The organism is Thioclava sp. SK-1, assembly GCF_001705665.1.
In the GTDB taxonomy this organism is placed as follows: Bacteria; Pseudomonadota; Alphaproteobacteria; order Rhodobacterales; family Rhodobacteraceae; genus Thioclava.
Window position 1 is genome coordinate 426,211 of record NZ_MDHA01000032.1, and the last position, 18,900, is coordinate 445,110.

The window sequence follows — 18,900 nt, forward strand, 5'->3', positions numbered from 1 at the left end:
ACGTTTGGGATCTAAGGGGCAAGTCAGACCCCGCCAAACCAATGAGGCGCGATGAAGGATAATCAGGGGGAGGCCGGGTCATATGATGCTTCGGCGCAGCAAGGCGAAGACCCGGCCGGGGTCGGTCACGTACTGACACGCAGCGCGTCCGCTGATTCTGGGGGGGGGAAACGCCCCCCTCGGTCACGGTTGCGCCGTTACCTGCGCCATCATGCGATCGGCTGTGCGGCCTTGCTGACTTTGGCCTTTGTAATGGTCGTGCTTTTAGGCGGCTGGCTGGTTGTATTTCAGCGCGCGATCAGCCTGCCTGAATGGGTGTTGGAACGCGTCGAGACGCAGGTCAACAGCGCCCTTGACGGACGGTTGATCGCCGAGGTTGGCGGCGTTGATCTGGTTGTTGATGACGGAATTAAGCCACGTATTCGGCTGAACGGAGTACAGTTGAACGCATCCAGCGGTCGGCCCATTTTGGTGCTGCCCGAATTGCGCGCGACATTTTGGGCGCTGCCGCTGATCCAGGGAAAAATCGCGCTGCGTTCGGTTCGGGTGCGCGGGGCAGCGGCATCGCTGCGCAGGCTGTCCAATGGCACGCTTGATCTGGATCTGGGCGGCGCCGGCTTGCGACCGGAGTCAGTGTCGCAGGCGTTGGAGCAGATCGAGGCCGTCTTTGCCGTGCCCGCACTGCGCGATCTGGAAACCATCCGCGCCGAAGGGTTCGATATCAGGCTTGATGATGATCGGCTGGACCGGGTGTGGCGGGTGTCGGACGGGCAGGTGGATCTGACCCAGACCGACACCGATATCAGCCTAAGTGCGGCGTTGAATATTGGCGATCAGGTCGGGGCGCCCAGCCAGGTGCGGTTCAATATGTCGACGGCCAAAGCCGGATTACAGGCCAAGTTCAGCGCGGCGGTAATTGGGGTGCCCGCGCGGGATCTGGCGGTGCAATCGGCGGCGTTGACTGCGCTTTCGGTTTTGGATGCCAGCATCTCGGGTGCGTTGAAGTCGGAATTGGATGTGCAGGGAAAGCTGGGCGCGTTGGATGCGCGGCTGGATATTTCTGACGGTGCGTTGAACCCTTCCGAAGGGGCCAAGCCGCTGGCCTTTGATGGGGCGAACCTGCATCTTAGCTATGATCCCAGCGGCCAAAAAGTACTGATCCATAACCTAAGTCTGCGGTCGCGGGCCGCGCGATTGCAGGCCGATGGGCAAACCTTGCTGCGCGATTTCAAAGGTGGGCTACCGCAAGAGCTGTTGGCGCAGATCGCGATTTCTGACCTGCAGCTTGATCCTGAGGGGGTATTTGAAGAACCCGCGCATTTTTCCGACGGTGCATTGGATCTGCGTATCCGGCTTGACCCGTTCCGTGTGGATCTGGGCCAAGCGCAGCTGATCCAAGATGAGCGGCGCATTTCCACCCGCGGCACCGTCAGCGCCGATGCGGATGGCTGGCGTGCCAGTTTCGATTCCACGATCAATCGTATCACACAGGCGCAATTATTGAACCTGTGGCCCACGGCCCTGGTGGCCAAAACACGCAATTGGGTCGTGGATAATATTCCAGCCGGGTCCTTGCATGATGTGCGCGCGGCAGTCCGTATTGCACCGGGCCAGGATCCGCGTCTTGCGTTAAGTTATGAATTCCGCGACGCAGTGGCGCGTGTCGTGAAAACCCTCCCCCCGATCCAAGAGGGGCGCGGTTTTGCGGTGTTGGGCGGCACCGGCTATGTCATGCTGGCGGAAGAAGGACATATTGTTGCCCCCGATGGTGGCCGGATTGAGGTGGCAAACAGCACGTTGGACGTGCCCGATATTCGGATCAAACCCGCGCCGGCCAATGTGCATTTGGTCACGCGTTCGACCATCCCGTCGATGCTGTCACTGCTGGATGAACCACCGTTCAGGTTTTTGACCAAAGCAGGATTGGCCACCGATATTGCCCAGGGCTGGGCCGAGGCGGAAACAGACCTCGCGATGATTTTGAAAAAAGGCGTCACCCCGGATGAGATCAACTATGCGGTGCGTGCGCGCCTGACCGGGGTTGCCAGCGAAAAGCTGGTGCCGGGCAAAGAGATCACTGCGGATACATTGCGCCTAAGCGTTGACAAAGCAGGCATGACCATCGGCGGGCGCGGTGAATTTTCTGGTCTGCCATTCGATGCACATTGGCATCAGGCCTTTGGGTCAGAACACGCGGGACAATCACAGGTGCGCGGCTTCGCGCAGGTAACCCCGCAATCGCTTGCGGCGTTGGGGGTGAAGCTGCCCGACGGTTTGTTGCGCGGGACGGGCTGGGCATCGCTGTCCTTGGATCTGGTTAAAGGGCAGGCGACGCACTTTCGTGCGGTCACGGATTTGATCGGCCTTGGTCTGTCGATCCCCGAAATAGGCTGGTCGCTTGGCACAGCCAACAAGGGGCGGTTAGAGGTCGCAGGCCGTCTGTCCAACCCGCCGGTGATTGATACATTGAACCTGCAGGCTGCTGGGCTGACGGCGCAGGGCGCGGTGTCAATCAAGCCCAATAACGCCGGGCTGGAACGCGCTAGATTTGACCGGTTGACACTGGGGGCTTGGTTCAATGGCGCGGCCAATATCGTCGGGCGCGGGGAAGGGCGCACGCCGAAAATCGAAATCCGATCGGGTGTATTGGATCTGCGCAAACGCGATCTGGGCAGTGGCACGGGCGGGGGTTCGGGCGCTGGAAAGGGCGGTGCAGCCAGCACGCCGATTTCGGTAAATCTGGATCGCCTGATTGTGGCGGATGGCTTTGCCCTGACGGGATTGCGCGGTGAGTTCAACACCAAAGGCGGGATGAATGGAACATTTCGGGGTGCGTTGAATGGCGGTGCGCCGGTGCAAGGTGCGATTGGCCCGTCTGACAATGGCCGGGTTGCGGCGCGCGTCACCTCAGGGGATGCAGGGGCGGTTTTGTCCTCTGCCGGCATTTTCACCGGGGCGCAATCAGGATCATTCGCGCTGAATCTGGTGCCGGTTGGGGCGCAAAGCTATGAGGGATCGGCTGCGATTCGTGGGCTGAAGGTGATTGATGCGCCAACCTTGGCAGAAATGCTGTCTGCGGCATCAATCGTGGGCCTGCTGGAGCAGCTGAACGGCGACGGTATCGTGTTCCAAGAGGTGAATGCAGGTTTCCGGCTGACCCCGTCAGGGTTGTCGGTCACCCATGCCGAGGCCACGGGCGCATCCATGGGCGTCACCATCAGCGGTAATTACAGCCCAACCACCGGCGCGCTGGATATGGAAGGGGTGTTTTCACCGCTATATATCGTTAACGGGATCGGACAATTCCTTGCACGCCGGGGCGAGGGTCTGTTCGGTTTTACTTATCAGGTGACGGGCACGAAATCGGCACCCAAAGTGTCGATCAACCCGCTGTCCATTCTGACGCCGGGGATGTTCCGGGAAATCTTTCGGCGGGATCCGAAACTTCTGAAGGCTGAGTGACGCGGGGCGATATCGCTGATAGGGACGGGACAGATTCTGATTCAGGTGATGCCATGCAACTGTCCGATTTCGACTTTGACCTTCCCGAACATCTGATTGCGACCCGCCCGGCCAAACCGCGCGATTCTGCGCGGCTGTTGCTGGCCCAGGGCGATGCGATCCGCGACCTTCATGTGCGCGACCTGGTGGATCTGTTTCAACCCGGGGATCGGTTGGTGTTGAACAATACCAAAGTAATCCCTGCGCGCCTGTCCGGGGTGCGCACCCGTGCCTCTGCCCAGGGGCAGGTCAGCGCAAAGGTCGAGGTCACGTTGCTTGAACCCAAGGCTGATGGCACATGGGGCGCATTGGCCAAGCCGCTGCGAAAGGTGAAGCCGGGGGAAGATATCGTGTTCTCGGACGCGCTGTCGGCCAGGGTCGAACAGATCGGCGACGGCCAGATGCAGATCCGATTCAACCTGACAGGCGATGATTTCGATGCCGCATTGACACAGGCAGGTGCGATGCCATTGCCGCCCTATATCGCTGCCCTACGTGCCCCTGATGAGGCGGATAAAACCGATTACCAAACTGTTTTTGCCCGCCATACCGGGGCGGTGGCGGCGCCCACCGCCAGCCTGCATTTCACCCAAGAGCTGTTGCAGGCGCTGGCCGCGAAAGGTGTGGAATTTACGGAAGTGACGCTGCATGTCGGGGCGGGTACGTTTTTGCCGGTGAAGGTAGAGGATGTAACCACCCATAAAATGCATGCGGAATGGGGCGAAGTCTCGGCGCAGGCGGCGGCTGATATCGCCGCCACCAAGGCCGCAGGCGGGCGTGTGATCCCGGTGGGCACAACCGCGCTGCGCCTGATTGAAAGTGCGGCCGCCGACGGCGGCGCCATTGCACCGTTTTCAGGGACAACCGAAATCTTCATTTATCCCGGATACCGATTTCGGGTGACCGATGCGCTGATGACAAATTTCCACCTGCCGAAATCCACTCTGATGATGTTGGTTTCGGCCTTGATGGGGCCTGCTGCGATACGCCATATCTATGACCATGCAGTCAAAAGCGGATATCGCTTCTTTTCCTATGGCGATGCGTCGCTGCTGATCCCTTAGGGTCGCATTTGGCACAGTGCCAGCTGGCGTGACAGACTACTGACGCGCTCTCGTTGAAGTGAAGGAATGACAATGTTTACGGCGGTTAAACAAAGCTGGGCGCTTTTGTTGGGCATTATGTTGCTGATGGTTGGCAACGGGATGCAAGGGACGCTTCTGGGGATCCGCGGCGAAATTGAGGGCATTCCGACATTCGAGATGTCGATCGTCATGTCGGCTTATTTCGCGGGTTTTCTGTTTGGGTCGCGTATGGTGCCACGGATGATTGCCGATGTGGGCCATGTGCGGGTTTTCGCCGCGCTGGGGTCGCTTATTTCCGCGGTTTTGGTGGCCTATGCGGTGGCGCCCAATTGGGTGGCGTGGACGCTGATGCGGTTGCTGATCGGTTTCAGCTTTTGCGGCGTGTATATCACAGCGGAAAGCTGGCTGAATGAGAACGCAACCAATGCGAACCGCGGTCAGTCTTTGGCGGCCTATATGATGGTGCAATCGCTTGGCATCATCGGTGCGCAGGCCTTGCTGAATACAGGTGACCCGTCGGGCTATCTGCTGTTTGTCATCCCGTCGATTCTGGTTTCGATTAGTTTCACGCCGATTTTGCTATCGGTGGGCAAAGTGCCGAATTTCTCAACGATTCGCCGGATGACCTTTAAACGGCTTTGGGATGTGTCGCCGTTGGGCTGCGTTGGGATTTTCCTGATGGGCGGGGTATTTTCTGCAATGTTCGGCATGGTGTCGATTTGGGGCGTGCAGGCGGGTCTGTCGATCCCCGAAATCTCGACCTTTATCACGGCCACTTATGTTGGGGGGATCGCCGCGCAATATCCGATCGGGTGGCTGTCGGATCGTATGGACCGCCGGATCATGATTGCAGTGATGGCTGCGGTGGCTGCGGTGGCGATGCTGATAGTATTTGCGACCGATCCGCCATTCGTCGTGCTGTTGGGCGCAGCGGCTTTGATCGGCGGTATTGCCAATCCGCTATATTCGCTGTTGCTGGCATATACCAACGATTATCTGGATTTTGATGATATGGCGGCAGGTTCAGCCGGGCTGTTGTTCATCAATGGTTTAGGCTCTACGGCCGGGCCAGTAATTACCGGTTGGCTGATGGGGGTTGTTGGGCCAAACGGGTTCTTTTTGTTCATCGCGGTGCTGACCGGGGCTTTGGCAATTTACGCCGGATACCGGATGACGCAGCGCGCCTCTGGTCCGGTGGCAGAGTCGGGTGCTTTTGCCGTTGTCTCGCCAACGGCGACAGCTTTCGCGGTCGAATATGCCTTGGATGAGGCGTCCGATACGCCCAGTTTGTCGCCGGAAGACGACGATCAAACCGATGGTGCGGATAAAGACGCTCCCACGCCCTAAGACACTCAAACGCGCCTGTTATAGTGCCAAAGCCCCGCGCCGATTTCGGTAGCGGGGCTTTGATATACGATCCGTCCTGACAGCCGTTGAAGCCCGTCAAAAATTAGTTTAATACCAAACTAGTTTTCAAACGGAGGAATACATATGGCCGCCAAAAGCTTCGACATGATTGTGATCGGTGCGGGTCCGGGCGGCTATGTCGCCGCGATCCGCGGTGCTCAGCTGGGTCTGAACGTCGCGATTGTCGAGCGGGAGCACCTGGGTGGCATTTGCCTGAACTGGGGCTGTATCCCGACCAAGGCGCTGCTGCGTTCGGCTGAAGTGTTCCACCTGATGGAACGGGCCAAGGAATTCGGTCTGTCCGCCGAAAAAATCGGCTATGATTTGGATGCTGTTGTGAAACGCTCACGCGGGGTGGCAAAACAGCTGTCCTCGGGCATCGGGCATCTGATGAAGAAAAACAAAATTACCGTCTTCATGGGCGAAGCCACCTTGCCGAAGAAAGGCGCGGTCACCGTCAAGACGGATAAAGGCACCGAAGAGCTGACATCAAAGAATATCGTCTTGGCGACGGGGGCGCGTGCGCGCAATCTGCCTGGGCTTGAGGCTGATGGAAAACGTGTCTGGTCGTATAAGCACGCACTGAACCCACCCCATGAGCCGAAGAAATTGCTGGTCATTGGGTCGGGCGCGATCGGCATTGAATTCGCCAGCTTCTTCAATACGTTGGGCGCCGACACGACCGTTGTCGAGGTGATGGATCGCGTGCTGCCGGTGGAAGACGAGGAAATCTCGAAATTCGCCAAGAAGCAGTTTGAAAAGCAGGGTATGAAGATCCGTGAAAAGACCACGGTGAAATCACTGGATCGGAAGGCGGATAAGGTGATTGCAACGCTTGAAAAAGCAGGCAAGACCGAGACGCTTGAAGTTGATACCGTCATTTCTGCGGTGGGCATCGTTGGCAATGTTGAGGGGCTTGGCCTTGAAGCTTTGGGTGTGAAAATTGATCGCACCCATGTCGTCGTGGATGAATATTGCGGCACCGGTGTCGACGGGCTGTATGCGATTGGCGATATCGCCGGCGCGCCATGGCTTGCGCATAAGGCCAGCCACGAAGGCGTTATGGTCGCAGAGAAGATTGCGGGTAAAACCGTGCATCCGATCAAGCCGGGCTCAATTGCGGGCTGCACCTATTGCCATCCGCAGGTGGCTTCTGTCGGGATGACAGAAGCCAAGGCGAAAGAAGCCGGACATGATATCAAGGTCGGTCGTTTCCCCTTCATCGGCAATGGTAAGGCGATTGCCCTTGGCGAATCAGAGGGCATGATCAAGACGGTATTCGATGCGAAGACCGGCGAATTGCTGGGGGCGCATATGGTGGGTGCCGAAGTGACCGAGATGATCCAAGGCTATGTTATCGGTCGTCAGCTTGAAACCACCGAGGAGGATTTGATGCACACCGTCTTCCCACACCCGACCCTGTCGGAAGCGATGCATGAGGCGGTTCTGGATGCCTATGGCGTGGCAATCCACTTCTAATCTTTGCACCGTTATCATGCAGGCAAAGGCCCGGTCCGTGTGACCGGGCCTTTGCTATGTGCACGGATGAAAAGTGGGCTGCGCGCCGGTCAATCTGGTGTGTCTGGACTGATCCTGATTATATGGTGAAAATTTTACAGCATTTCTGCCGGAGAACTTGATGAAAACCAATTGGCCCGTGGTCTTTGTCGTATGGTTTGCGGGGCTGTGTGCCGCTGGGCAATTTGCGAAGATCGGGGTCGTCTTTGCGGAAATGCAGGGCATTTGGCCCGATGCTGGTGCGCGGCTTGGGCTGATTGTGTCGGTCGTGGGTGCTGTGGGGGTGATTTTCGGCACAACGGCGGGGCTGGTTGTGGCGCGGCTGGGTGCACGGCGGCTTTTACTGGGTGGTCTACTGGTTGCCGGTACGCTGTCGGGCGTGCAGATTTTCGCGCTGACGATTGAGGCGATGATCGCCACCCGTCTGCTAGAAGGGTTCGCACATCTGTCCATCGTAGTTGCAGGGCCGGTGGTGATCGCGCAGGCCTGCACACCGCACGATCAGCCTGCGGGCATGGCGCTATGGTCCACGTTCTTCGGCTTGGCCTTTACTGTTATGGCGCTGTTTGGCCTGCCATTGGTGCAGGGCTATGGGGTGCGCGCGCTATGGGCGGCGCATGGGGCGGCGTGCTGGCTGGCAGCGGCCGGTCTGGCCGGAACAATGGGGACAGTTGCCGCACCAGCCCCGATGCCGCGCCGGTCGGTACAGGCGCTACTGTGGGATCACATCCGCATTTATCGCTCGCCGTTTTTGGCGGCACCTGCGTTGGGGTTTGTGTTTTATACCTTGATCTATGTGGCGGTGCTGACGCTTGTGCCGGGGCTGGTTGACCCGGACCACAGGGCGTTGATGGCGGCCGGAATGCCGATCATTTCTATCGTGGTGTCGTTGGGACTGGGCGTGTGGTTGATGCGGCGCATCCCTGCTGTGCAAGTGATTCAGGCGGGATTCATGGGTGCAGGCATCGGTGCGATCATATGGGCGATTGCCCCGGGCTTGGGCCATATTGCGGGTGGCTTCCTGTTGGCGGCCTGTCTGGGGCTGGTGCAAAGCGCCAGTTTCGCCTCGATTCCGCAGCTGAACGCAACGGCGGGGGAACGCGCGCAGGCGTCTGGCGCTGTGGCGCAACTGGGCAATGTTGGCACAACGCTTGGCACACCGATCCTATTGGTGCTGATTCATTGGGCGGGGGCACAAGCTGTGACAATCTTTGTTGTGCCGCTGTGCCTGGCTGGGTTCGCAATGCATCTGTGGCAATCTGCGCGGCGTGCAAGGGCGCTTGCCGCGCAGGCCTGATCAGCCCATCCGCTCAGACGCATATGACCCGGGCGACGCCGGGAAAACCACCGTTTTCGCGTCATTTTGGAAGACGCGGTGATGGATATGCGCATGGATTGCGCGCGCCAATACCTGCGCTTCGACATCGCGGCCAAGGCTGACGTAATCTGATGGGCTTTGCGCATGTGTCACGCGCACGGTATCTTGTTCGATGATTGGGCCTTCGTCGAGATCTGCGGTGACGTAATGCGCTGTTGCGCCAATCAGTTTTACGCCGCGCTCATAGGCCTGTTTATATGGGTTCGCGCCCTTGAATGATGGCAAGAAAGAATGGTGGATATTGATGATCCGCCCCGACATTTCTTGGCACATCTGATCTGACAGGATCTGCATATAGCGGGCCAGAACGATCAAATCGGCCTTGGTGTCATGCACAACGGCCATAATCCGGGCCTCGGCCTCGGGTTTATTGTCTTTCGTTACCTTGATGTGGTGGAAGGGGATGTCGTGATTCACCACCACTTTCTGGTAATCCATGTGGTTGGATACCACCGCCACAATATCCACCGGCAATGCGCCAATACGCCAGCGATACAGCAAATCGTTCAGGCAATGGCCAAAGCGTGAGACCATTAACACGACCTTCATCCGCTCTGCCTCGTCATGGATCGCCCATGTCATCGCAAAGGGCAGCGCTACGGGTGCAAACCCGGTTTTCAACGTGTCATGATCAACGCCTTTTTCAGACCGGAACGTGACGCGCATAAAGAAGTTGCCCGTCAGCGCATCGTCATATTGCTGGCTGTCCGTGATATTGCAGCCCTGCTCGGCCAGGTAATTCGCAATCGCCGCCACGATCCCACGGGTGGAGGGACATTGCACGGTCAGCACATAGGTGTGGTCAGAGCCCGACATCAGTCTTCCTTTTCTCGATCCAACTACCGCTTACCGCGCGGTGGCTTGGCTGACAATCATCTGTGCCGGGATTTGGGGCGCATCGGTTTGCGACAGGGCGTCGGAAAAAGGCGACGTGTCATGGGCGTTGGCGCGCGTTTTGACATGGGTGTGCCGTGATTGCGTAGGTTTTTTGCCGAAGGCCTTGGGGCAGATGGGCCTTTACAGTTGTCTTTCGCCCTGGTGCAACCGCGCCAATGAGAGGCGCAACGTCATGTTGGTAAGGGTGCCTGAACTGTCTGTGCGCGTGGGTAAACGCGATGAAAACGGGCCGCCAAGGCGACCCGATTTCGGTGCCGTGTTATCAGATCTGCTTTTCAGGGATATGCACAACCAGACCATCCAGATCAGGCGTGACGGTGATCTGACATGTCAGGCGTGATTTCGCAGCATCAGGTTCAAAGGCGAAATCCAGCATATCTTCTTCCATGCTGTCTTTGGCTGGCAGTTTTTCGATCCAGTCATCTGCGACATATACGTGACAGGTGGAACAGGCGCAGGCCCCGCCGCAATCGGCATCAATGCCCGGCACGCCGTTGTCGCGCGCGCCTTCCATCACGGTCATGCCGGGTTTGACATCGATCTCATGTGGGGTGCCGTTATGTTCGATATAGGTGATTTTAGCCATGTAAGGCTCCGTAAGCTGAAGCTGCGTTTGAGTGGCCGCTTTGGCGGGCTTGGGCGCAAGTTTAGGCCATCGCTGCGCGGTTGACCAGTGCGCGCCAGAGGTCAGATCGGGGTTTATCGTGCTTGGAAGGCTGTGAAAACATAGCTAATCTTTTGCATTGGCCATAAAGACTGTGGTTACAGGGCCGATGGGCCATTTGCGGAAGGGATTGTCATGATACGGCGGCAGGCGCATCAAGGAAACTACCGGGCGCCGGGCGCGGGATTTGTGGTGTGGCTGGTCCTTGGGTTAATCGGCTGTGCACCGATTGAGGGGGGATCCAATGTGCAAGATCGGCTGCCCGCCCAAGGCCAGGCGCTGACATTGGCCGACCAATGGCGCAGCACAGCGCCTGGCCCCGGCGATAAGGGATGTTTCGCGCGCCAGACCCGTCCGGCCGTTGTCGAAACTGTGACCGAGCAGCGCCTTGTCACACCCGAGGTGCGTGACCCCGAAACCGGCACCGTGCTGCGCCCTGCGACCTATGAAACCCAAACCCATCACAAGATCGTCGAAGGGCGGGAGGCAATGTGGTTCCCCGCTCCGTGCGCCACCGCCTACAGCCAGGAATTCGTGGCGACATTGCAGCGCGCCTTGCAAGCGCGCAACCTTTACCATGGGCCGATCTCGGGCCAGCTTTCTGATGCAACCAGCCGCGCAATCCATCGCTATCAAACTGCGCGCGGGCTGTTCAGTGCCACACTCTCGGTTAAAGCCGCGCAAGAGATGGGGCTTTTGGCGGTCACTAATGCTGAGAGCGTTTCTAACGCGGCGCAACCCTAGTAACGGGGTGGGTCAGGCGGCGGGGGCGGGCCTGCGGCCCGCCCCCGCCGCCTGACCCTTGGGGCGCCCCAAGGGGGGCACAACATCGTTCGGTTCTGTCTGTGCGCTTGGCTGCGTCTTGTCTTGCGATGTTTTTAGACGGTGCCGACTGGTTTGCAGGTGTGGCACGCAATGACCCAGTGTCTGTCTGGGGCAATGGGCAAAATAGCGTTCACAAAACATAAGGCCCGCCGGAAGCGGGCCTTATGCCTTTTCAGGACTGAATTAAACGTATTTTTATAATGGATTATTCCACCGGAAGCGCGACAAAGCGCGGATCACCACCGCGGCGGATCAACAACAGGATTGATTTGCGGCCAGCATCTTTTGCGCTGTCGATACGTGCTTGAAGATCATCAAGGCCCGCGATCTTGCTTTGCCCTGCCTCGACAATCAGATCGCCTGCACGCAGTCCTTTTTCAAATGCCGTGCTGTCTTCACTGATATCCTTGACCACCAAACCCGTCGCGGAAGAGGCAAGACCCATCTCGGATTTGATCTCATCTGTCAGTGGCGCCAAGGTCATGCCGAGCATGCTTTCTTCTGTTTCTTGCGGCGCGACCGCGGTGGCGGGCACGGCCTCTCCTTCGGCAGTCTCACGACGGCCAAGCGTAACCAGCAGGGTCTCTTCCTTACCATCGCGCATCACCACGACACGCACTTTTTCGCCCACGGGCGCATCGGCCACACGGCGCACCAGTTCACGGGTGTCCTTGACTTCGCCGCCATCAAAAGAGGTGATAACATCGCCAGCCTGCATCCCCGCATCGGCTGCGGGGCCTTCGGGCACCTCAGAGACCATCGCGCCTTCAGGTGTGCTTAGGCCAAGCGCCTCTGCCATGTCGGGGGTGACGTTCTGGATCTTCACGCCCAGCCAACCGCGCCGGGTTTCACCATATTCTTTCAGCTGTTCCACCACTTTGGACACAACATTGGAGGCCATGGAAAAGCCGATCCCGATCGAACCGCCATTGGGCGACAAGATCGCCGTGTTCACGCCGATCACTTCTCCATCCATATCAAACAGCGGTCCACCGGAGTTGCCGCGGTTGATCGCCGCATCGGTCTGAATATAATCGTCGTAAGAGCCTGACAGTTCCCGGTTGCGGGCCGAAACAATGCCCGCGCTGGCCGAAAAACCCTGACCCAGAGGGTTGCCAAGCGCCATCACCCAATCACCCACGCGCATTGTGTCGGAATTACCAAAGGGGACGAATGGCAACGGCGTATCCGTCTCGACCTTCAACAAGGCAATATCGGTTTTCGGGTCGGTTCCGATCAGCTCTGCGTCCAGTTTTTCACCGCCGAAGAACTCTATCGAGATTTCATCGGCACCATCGATCACATGGTTATTGGTGACGATATAGCCATCTTCGGAAATGACAAAACCCGAGCCGAGCGCGTTGGAGCGGCGCTGCCGTTGCGTTTCGCCCTGATCCTGGTTTGGTGTGGGGAAGCCGAAATCGCGGAACAGGTCACCGAAGGGGGAACCTTCGGGGAAGGATGGGCCGCGCGTGGTGGGGGCTGCGACCATGGTTGAAGTCGTGATCATCACAACCGAGGGGCTGACCTGCTCGGCCAAATCGGCAAAGCTTTCGGGGGCTGCGGCATAGGCCTGTGTTGCGGGCATCACGGGCGACAACGCCAATGTGGCTGCCAGTGCCAGCGCACCAACTCCACACCCTGCTTTGCGGGCGGCCCCACTGCGAAGTGACTTGGCCAAAGACAGCGCAGTTGGGGTCGGGGTGACATTCTTGGTGGCCTGTGGTGTCATGTGTTCTTGATCTCCGAAATCCTGAGTGAGCTGCACGTTGGGCCGTGGTTTGCACCACTGATCCTATACGACAGGTCTTGACGTTCCTTAAAAACCTAAGCGGGCTTTTGCTCAAATGAAAGCCCGTCGCATCCAGACAATTCGCTGTGAACCTGCGGTGAGCAGAAAACTGTCGGCTGTGCCATGGTGAGGGGGCCGGGCACATCACATCTGGACGCGTCGCAGCAGCCTGTCGGTGACCGTGACCAGGGTCAATGTCATGGCGACAATCACCACAAGGGCGGCGAACATCAGATCGGTTTTCATCCGGGCATTCGCCAAAAGCATCAAATATCCCAACCCTTTGGATGCACCGACCCATTCCCCGATCACCGCACCCATCGGTGCATATGTGACCGACACGCGCAGGCTCGCACCCAGATATGGCAGGGCATGGGGCAGGCGCAGCAACCACAGCTCACGCCAGCTAGAGGCTTTGGCAATGCGCGCAAGGTCCAGCACAGGCTGCGGCGTGGCGCGCAATCCGTCATACAGGCCAGAGGCCACCGGAAAGAACACCAGCAAAACCACCATGGCAATTTTTGGCGCAGGGCCATAGCCGAACCAAATCGTCAGGACAGGCGCAAGCACGAAGACCGGCACTGCCTGGGATACCGTTAAGATGGGCTGTACCAACCAACGCAGCGGCGCGCACAACATCATCGCAAGCGCTGTCGCAGCGCCAAAGCCAAGGCCAAGGGCCAGACCTGCGATCACCTCTTGTGCTGTGGTCATCGCATGGGTTGCCAGCAATTGATGATCACGCGCTAACACCTGCACCACCGCAGGGGGGCCGGGCAGGACAAATGCCGGCAACATCTGGCTGGCCGCTACAGCGTGCCAAACGCCGATGAGCACGATACAGGCAAGGATCAGCCGCATGTGTCGCAGCCCTTATGATAGGGTGTTGGCGCGGGATGGGGCGCGCCTGCGCTGCGCAAACGGTGCAGCAATGCCGCGGCGGCTTGTGTCAGCTGCGGATCGGATGGATCACGCAGGTCTTTCTCTTGCGATTGGGCTAGGGCGGGCTGGGCGATCAGGCGGTGTTCCTCGATCAACCAGACCTGGGCACCCAGACGCAGCGCCTCTACCGGGTCATGCGTTACCAGCACTACATGCCGGCCAGCCAGTTGCCGATAGGCCAGCTCTTGCATTTGGCTGCGCGATACGGGGTCCAATGCCGAAAACGGCTCATCCAGCAACACCAGCGGCGCGTTGGCGATCAGCGCGCGCGCCAAAGCCACGCGCTGGCGCTGCCCGCCTGACAGCGCGTCAGGACGGCGCGATGCAAGCGCACCCAGCCCGACCTGTTGTAATGCACCCAATGCCTGATCGCGCGCGATCATGCGCCCCGCCAGCCGCTCGGCCAGGGTTACGTTGCCAAGCAGATCCAGACGCGGCTGCAACAGGTCGCTTTGCGCCATCCAGCCAATGCGGTCGGGGGCGCGGCGTGTCCCATGCCATTGCGCCGCTACGGGCAGGCCCGCCATAAGCCGCAATATGGTTGATTTGCCACATCCTGATCGGCCCAGAAGGCAGGTCCAACCACGGCACAGCGGCAGATCCAGCCCCTGGATCAGGGCTTGCCCATGCAATGTAATATCGCCGTGCAAGCCCCATTGTGCCGCGCCGCAATGGTCTGATGCGCCGTGTGAGGTCACCGCAACCGCAGGTCCACAGCGATATCGGCCAGATCTGGGGCGGTGTCGATCATGCCGACATCTTTCATATAGCTGCCAAAGGCGGTGTAGCGTGCACCGTCCAACGCCATCGGCTGCACGGCGAAATGCGGGGCTGTATCAACCCAGGCGGCAGCGTTCAAACTGTCGTCCAGTTCGGATGAATAGCTGCGAAAATCCTCCCACCCGGCTTGAGGGTCATCCGCGATGTCTTGCGCCGCTTTGGCCGTTGCCGCCAAGAACCGCGCAATTTCAGCGCGTTTCATTGTTTGCGGATTGGCCTCATAGATCAGCTCGTCATAGATCGGAACGCCGTTGTCCTCGGGGTTGAAACACCGGCCCTTGCGGTCCACGGCCTCCATCTGATGCAATTCAAAATTGCGAAACGCACCAGAGACCGCATCGACTTTTCCCGCAGCCAGCGCTGCGGTCAGTGCGAAATTCACATTAATCTGCGCCACGCTGTCAGGGTCTACACCATTGCTGCGCAACATCGTATGCAACAGGGCCTCTTCGATCCCTGGCACGGAATACCCGACAGAACGCCCTGCCAGATCGGACAAAGACGCGATCGGACCATCCGCATCGACCATCACGCAATACAGCGGGCTTTCGATCAGCGTGCCGACACGAATCACCGGCAGGTCCTGGGCGTGCTGCAGATACAATTGCGGCTGATAGCTGACAGCCAGATCGACCTCTCCGGCGGCGACCATCTTTGGCGGGTCCGACGGATCGGCCGGGGCGATGATGTTTACCTCTAATCCGGCATCCTCGAAATAGCCGCGTTGCTGGGCGACAATAATCGGGCCATGATCGGGATTGATGAACCAGTCCAGCATGATCGAAATCTGGTCAGCAGCAAGGCTGGGGGTGGCGCTGGCGATCAGCGCAGCGGATACTAAAAGCTGTTTCATATCTCTCTCATGTTGAAGAAGTGATGGGTGGGGCCGTGGCCGTGGCCTACATGCAGGTCATCGGCACGACGCATCGCGCCCAGAACATAGGTTTTTGCTGCCTGTGCTGCGTGGTCCAGATCGTCGTAACGTGCCAATAGGGTGGCCAGCGCCGAAGACAATGTGCATCCTGTGCCATGGGTGTTTTGCGTGCGCGCACGGGGGGCATCAAGCCATAGCGCGCCAGCAGTGCTAAGCACCAGATCGGGGCTGGTGTCGCCCGCCAGATGCCCGCCTTTCAAAAACACCGCCCTTGGGCCAAGGCGCAAGAGTGCACTGGCCTGGTCCAGCATCTCGTCACGGGTGGTTGCTTCGGGGCGTTCCAGTAAATCGGCGGCTTCGGGCAGGTTGGGGGTAATGACATGTGCCAGCGGTAGAAGCTGATCGCGCAATGCGGCGACGGCCTCCTTGGCCAATAGTCGATCGCCGCCCTTTGCCACCATCACCGGGTCCAAGACGATGGGACCGCCATATGGGCGTAAGGTATCGGCCACTTCGGCGGTAATCTCCACGGATCCCAACATGCCGATCTTGATCGCATCAACGCGAATATCGTCGAAAATCGCGTCGATCTGCGCACGGATGAAGCTTGGTGCTATCAACTGCGCGCCATGCACACCGCGGGTGTTTTGCGCGGTCAGCGCCGTCAGCGCGGCCATGCCATACCCGCCATTTGCGCTGATGGCTTTCAGGTCGGCCTGAATTCCGGCCCCGCCAGAGGGGTCCGAACCTGCGATGGAAAGGATATTGCGGATCATGCGATGCTCCAGGCGTGGACAAGGGCGCGGGTGGCGGATTCTGGATCTGCGTGGCCCGCGATTGCCGATACAACGGCCATGCCTGCGCAGCCTGCGGATTTGATCGCGGCGCAATCGGCCGGTCCCACGCCGCCGATGGCGACAACCGGCACGGGGGATAGGGCGGTGATCTGTGCCAGCCCCGCCAGGCCGATAGGTGCCGCGTGGTCGGGTTTGGAGGCGGTGGCACGCACCGGACCCACGCCAATCAGGTCAATGCCGGGTGGAAGCTGATGCAGCTGTGACAGAGTCTCGACAGACAGACCCAGATGACGATCTGGGCCAAGGGCTGCGCGCATCTGCGCGGGATCGCCGTCACCTTGACCAATATGCAACCCGTCGGCCTGACTGGCCAGGGCGACTTCCAGCCGATCATTGATGATCAGGGGCACATTGGCGGCGGTGAAGGCGGGGCGCAATCGCTGTGCCTGTGCGATCATGTCCGCATTTGTCGCGGTCTTGTCGCGCAATTGGACCATGCCTGCGCCGCCGTGCAATGCCGCCAGAATCAGCGCATCGCTGGCACCATCAGGGGTGACGAAATACACGCCAAACCCGGTCATAGCTTACGCACCCGTGCGGCCTGATCCATTTGGGCGGCTGTCATCGTGTAAAGCGCGTCGATAAAGGCCACAGCGAAACTGCCCGGACCCGCGGCGTTTTGTGCGGCCTGTTCACCTGCGCAGGCGTAGTAGGTTAGTGCGGCTGTGGTGGCGCGCAGCCGGTCTGTTTCCTGCGCGATAAAGGCGCCAATGATTCCGGTCAGCGAACACCCCAACGCGGTTACGCGCGGCATCATCGCGCTGCCATTATCGACCCAATAGCCTGCGGTGCCATCGGTGATGAAATCTGTGGGCCCGGTCACCGCGACAACCGCGCCACTGCGACGGGCCAATGTGGTGGCGCCCGCCATCGCGGCGTCAACCTCATCCGCGCTGTCGGCCCCTTTGCCGCGCGTGGCTGTTCCCGACAGCGCCAGGATTTCTGACGCATTGCCACGGATGACTGCGGGGGCCAGCGCCAGCAAACGTGCCGACAAATCGCGCCGCGCCTGCGTCGCGCCACAGGCCACAGGGTCCAAGACCCAAGGCGTGCCAGCGGCATTGGCACCGCGCACAGCACTTAACATTGCCTGTGACCAGCTGTCATCAAATGTGCCGATATTGACCGTCAAAGCGCCCGCGAACCCGGCGAATTCGGCGCCCTCTTCCAGCGCATGTGCCATCGCAGGGGAGGCCCCTGCAGCCAACATCACATTGGCTTGCACATTCATAGCCACGAAATTGGTGATGTTTTGCACCAAGGGCGCGCGCGCCCGCATTCTGGTCAGGAATGGGCTGAATTGGGGGGTGGTTTGGGTCATGTGTGTCTTAAGTCCTTTGCAGGTCAGAAGAGTCGCATGACATGGCACGATTGGCGCGAAGGCGCTGGGCCTGATGTCGACTTCCTCCGCCCGCATGATCGGGGTCAGGTTCAAAGGGTGCTTCTCAGCCCGTGTGATACGGACGCCCCTGTCGGTCAGATGATGATAGAACAGATCACGGCGCGGTTGAAAAGGCCCAAGCCACCGCGCGATGGATTATTGCGGTTTGCGGCCTTGTGCTGCGGCTTTCATCCGCGCCAGCAGATCAGCCTTTGCCTGGCCTTTGCCAAAGGGATTCTTATCACTGCCCTTGGCGTTGTGTTCGGAATGGCGCGGGGTGTTCTTGGCATTTTTTGCATTGCCCGATTTGCTGTAATCCATCTGCCTATCCTTTAAAACGTGATCCGGGGATGTCATATCAGCCGGAGTTTTCGCCGCGTATCGTAACGGGCGATATTGGGGTTTGTATAAAACGCAGGGCGGCGGGGCTCAAGCATAAGCACAAGATCGGGTATGAGCGCAATTGTGGCACTGCGCGGCGCCGTTATAGTCTGATGATCTGATGATCTGATGGTCTGATGGTCGGTGGGATGGTGTGGTCACGGGGTCGGGGCGAGCGCGATCTGTAAGGTATTCAGGGGGGCTTGGGTGTGAAACGGCCGATGTTCATAAGGCCCATGTTCATAGGCTCGTCTAGGGGATGAGGGACTTGAACCCCCAGCCAAAGCGTTATGAGCGCTCTGCTCTAACCAATTGAGCTAATCCCCCAGAAGCATTGTCCGGTCACAGCAAAGTTGCCGTTAGGACAAGCGAAACAACGTATGCTACCGCTTACAAGACTCGCAGGCCAATTGGAAAGCCTATCAAATCAGAACGGATCCCTCATACGCGTCTCAGACGGTCATGTCTATCGCTTTGATAAATCAATCAACCCCCTTTTTGCGCCGGGATAGGGCGTTGGGCGACGATCAGCCGGGTTTGGGCGTGGAAAACACGTTGAAACGGTGGTCACGGTGCTGGCAGGCGTTGCCCCTTGTGCTGGGTTGCGCTAAGGGCATG

Annotated in this window: 16 protein-coding genes, 1 tRNA gene and 1 riboswitch; of the genes, 6 read left to right on the forward strand and 11 right to left on the reverse strand. The window is 59.1% G+C overall.

The genetic code is table 11. The annotated features are described in order from the left end of the window. Nucleotides 1-51: 51 nt before the first annotated feature. The 5 genes from BFP70_RS08180 to BFP70_RS08200 all read left to right on the forward strand — a co-directional run bounded on the left by BFP70_RS08180 (nt 52) and on the right by BFP70_RS08200 (nt 8,808). A complete protein-coding gene (locus tag BFP70_RS08180; protein ID WP_083217398.1) occupies nt 52-3,462 on the forward strand; it encodes an AsmA-like C-terminal region-containing protein in 3,411 nt (1,136 codons plus the stop codon). 53 nt (nt 3,463-3,515) lie between these two features. Continuing rightward, on the forward strand, nt 3,516-4,565 hold the full coding sequence (gene queA, locus BFP70_RS08185) for a tRNA preQ1(34) S-adenosylmethionine ribosyltransferase-isomerase QueA (RefSeq protein WP_066010964.1): 1,050 nt from the start codon (nt 3,516-3,518) through the stop codon (nt 4,563-4,565). 72 nt (nt 4,566-4,637) lie between these two features. Next, a complete protein-coding gene (locus tag BFP70_RS08190) occupies nt 4,638-5,933 on the forward strand; it encodes an MFS transporter (protein ID WP_066010855.1) in 1,296 nt (431 codons plus the stop codon). A 144-nt stretch (nt 5,934-6,077) separates the two neighbouring features. Continuing rightward, a complete protein-coding gene (gene lpdA / locus BFP70_RS08195; RefSeq protein WP_066010856.1) occupies nt 6,078-7,472 on the forward strand; it encodes a dihydrolipoyl dehydrogenase in 1,395 nt (464 codons plus the stop codon). A 160-nt stretch (nt 7,473-7,632) separates the two neighbouring features. After that, complete coding sequence (locus tag BFP70_RS08200; RefSeq protein WP_083217399.1) at nt 7,633-8,808, forward strand: MFS transporter; 1,176 nt, start codon at nt 7,633-7,635, stop codon at nt 8,806-8,808. Here the strand turns inward: BFP70_RS08200 and purU are convergent, their stop codons facing one another. Then, nucleotides 8,809-9,705: a formyltetrahydrofolate deformylase gene (gene purU / locus BFP70_RS08205; protein ID WP_066010858.1), complete on the reverse strand. Its 897-nt coding sequence runs from the start codon at nt 9,703-9,705 to the stop codon at nt 8,809-8,811. It abuts the gene before it with no gap. A 343-nt stretch (nt 9,706-10,048) separates the two neighbouring features. Then, nucleotides 10,049-10,372, reverse strand: coding sequence for a 2Fe-2S iron-sulfur cluster-binding protein (locus BFP70_RS08210; protein ID WP_066010859.1), 324 nt, complete (start codon nt 10,370-10,372; stop codon nt 10,049-10,051). A gap of 213 nt (nt 10,373-10,585) precedes the next feature. Between BFP70_RS08210 and BFP70_RS08215 the strand changes: the two genes are divergently transcribed. After that, on the forward strand, nt 10,586-11,194 hold the full coding sequence (locus BFP70_RS08215; protein ID WP_066010860.1) for a peptidoglycan-binding domain-containing protein: 609 nt from the start codon (nt 10,586-10,588) through the stop codon (nt 11,192-11,194). A 286-nt stretch (nt 11,195-11,480) separates the two neighbouring features. Here the strand turns inward: BFP70_RS08215 and BFP70_RS08225 are convergent, their stop codons facing one another. From BFP70_RS08225 to BFP70_RS08260, 9 genes are all read right to left on the reverse strand, one after another. After that, entirely contained in the window at nt 11,481-13,007 is a 1,527-nt protein-coding gene (locus BFP70_RS08225; RefSeq protein WP_066010862.1) for a DegQ family serine endoprotease, read from the reverse strand. 204 nt (nt 13,008-13,211) lie between these two features. After that, the gene (locus tag BFP70_RS08230) at nt 13,212-13,928 is read right to left on the reverse strand and encodes an ABC transporter permease (RefSeq protein WP_066010863.1); all 717 of its coding nucleotides are present in this window, start codon (nt 13,926-13,928) and stop codon (nt 13,212-13,214) included. Then, on the reverse strand, nt 13,919-14,707 hold the full coding sequence (locus BFP70_RS08235; RefSeq protein ID WP_083217400.1) for an ATP-binding cassette domain-containing protein: 789 nt from the start codon (nt 14,705-14,707) through the stop codon (nt 13,919-13,921). Before BFP70_RS08235 ends, BFP70_RS08230 begins: the two co-directional genes overlap by 10 nt. Continuing rightward, nucleotides 14,704-15,642: an ABC transporter substrate-binding protein gene (locus BFP70_RS08240; protein ID WP_066010864.1), complete on the reverse strand. Its 939-nt coding sequence runs from the start codon at nt 15,640-15,642 to the stop codon at nt 14,704-14,706. The genes BFP70_RS08235 and BFP70_RS08240 overlap by 4 nt, the downstream gene beginning before the upstream one ends. Further along, on the reverse strand, nt 15,639-16,439 hold the full coding sequence (gene thiD / locus BFP70_RS08245; RefSeq protein ID WP_066010865.1) for a bifunctional hydroxymethylpyrimidine kinase/phosphomethylpyrimidine kinase: 801 nt from the start codon (nt 16,437-16,439) through the stop codon (nt 15,639-15,641). The genes BFP70_RS08240 and thiD overlap by 4 nt, the downstream gene beginning before the upstream one ends. Beyond that, complete coding sequence (gene thiE, locus BFP70_RS08250) at nt 16,436-17,041, reverse strand: thiamine phosphate synthase (RefSeq protein WP_066010866.1); 606 nt, start codon at nt 17,039-17,041, stop codon at nt 16,436-16,438. The genes thiD and thiE overlap by 4 nt, the downstream gene beginning before the upstream one ends. Beyond that, complete coding sequence (gene thiM / locus BFP70_RS08255) at nt 17,038-17,841, reverse strand: hydroxyethylthiazole kinase (protein WP_066010867.1); 804 nt, start codon at nt 17,839-17,841, stop codon at nt 17,038-17,040. Before thiM ends, thiE begins: the two co-directional genes overlap by 4 nt. Nucleotides 17,842-17,905: 64 nt before the next feature. After that, a riboswitch (TPP riboswitch) is annotated at nt 17,906-18,001 on the reverse strand. Between the two features lie 56 nt (nt 18,002-18,057). Then, on the reverse strand, nt 18,058-18,222 hold the full coding sequence (locus BFP70_RS20990; RefSeq protein ID WP_176715516.1) for a hypothetical protein: 165 nt from the start codon (nt 18,220-18,222) through the stop codon (nt 18,058-18,060). 313 nt (nt 18,223-18,535) lie between these two features. Then, nucleotides 18,536-18,609: transfer RNA gene (locus BFP70_RS08260), tRNA-Ile, on the reverse strand. Nucleotides 18,610-18,900 lie beyond the last annotated feature (291 nt).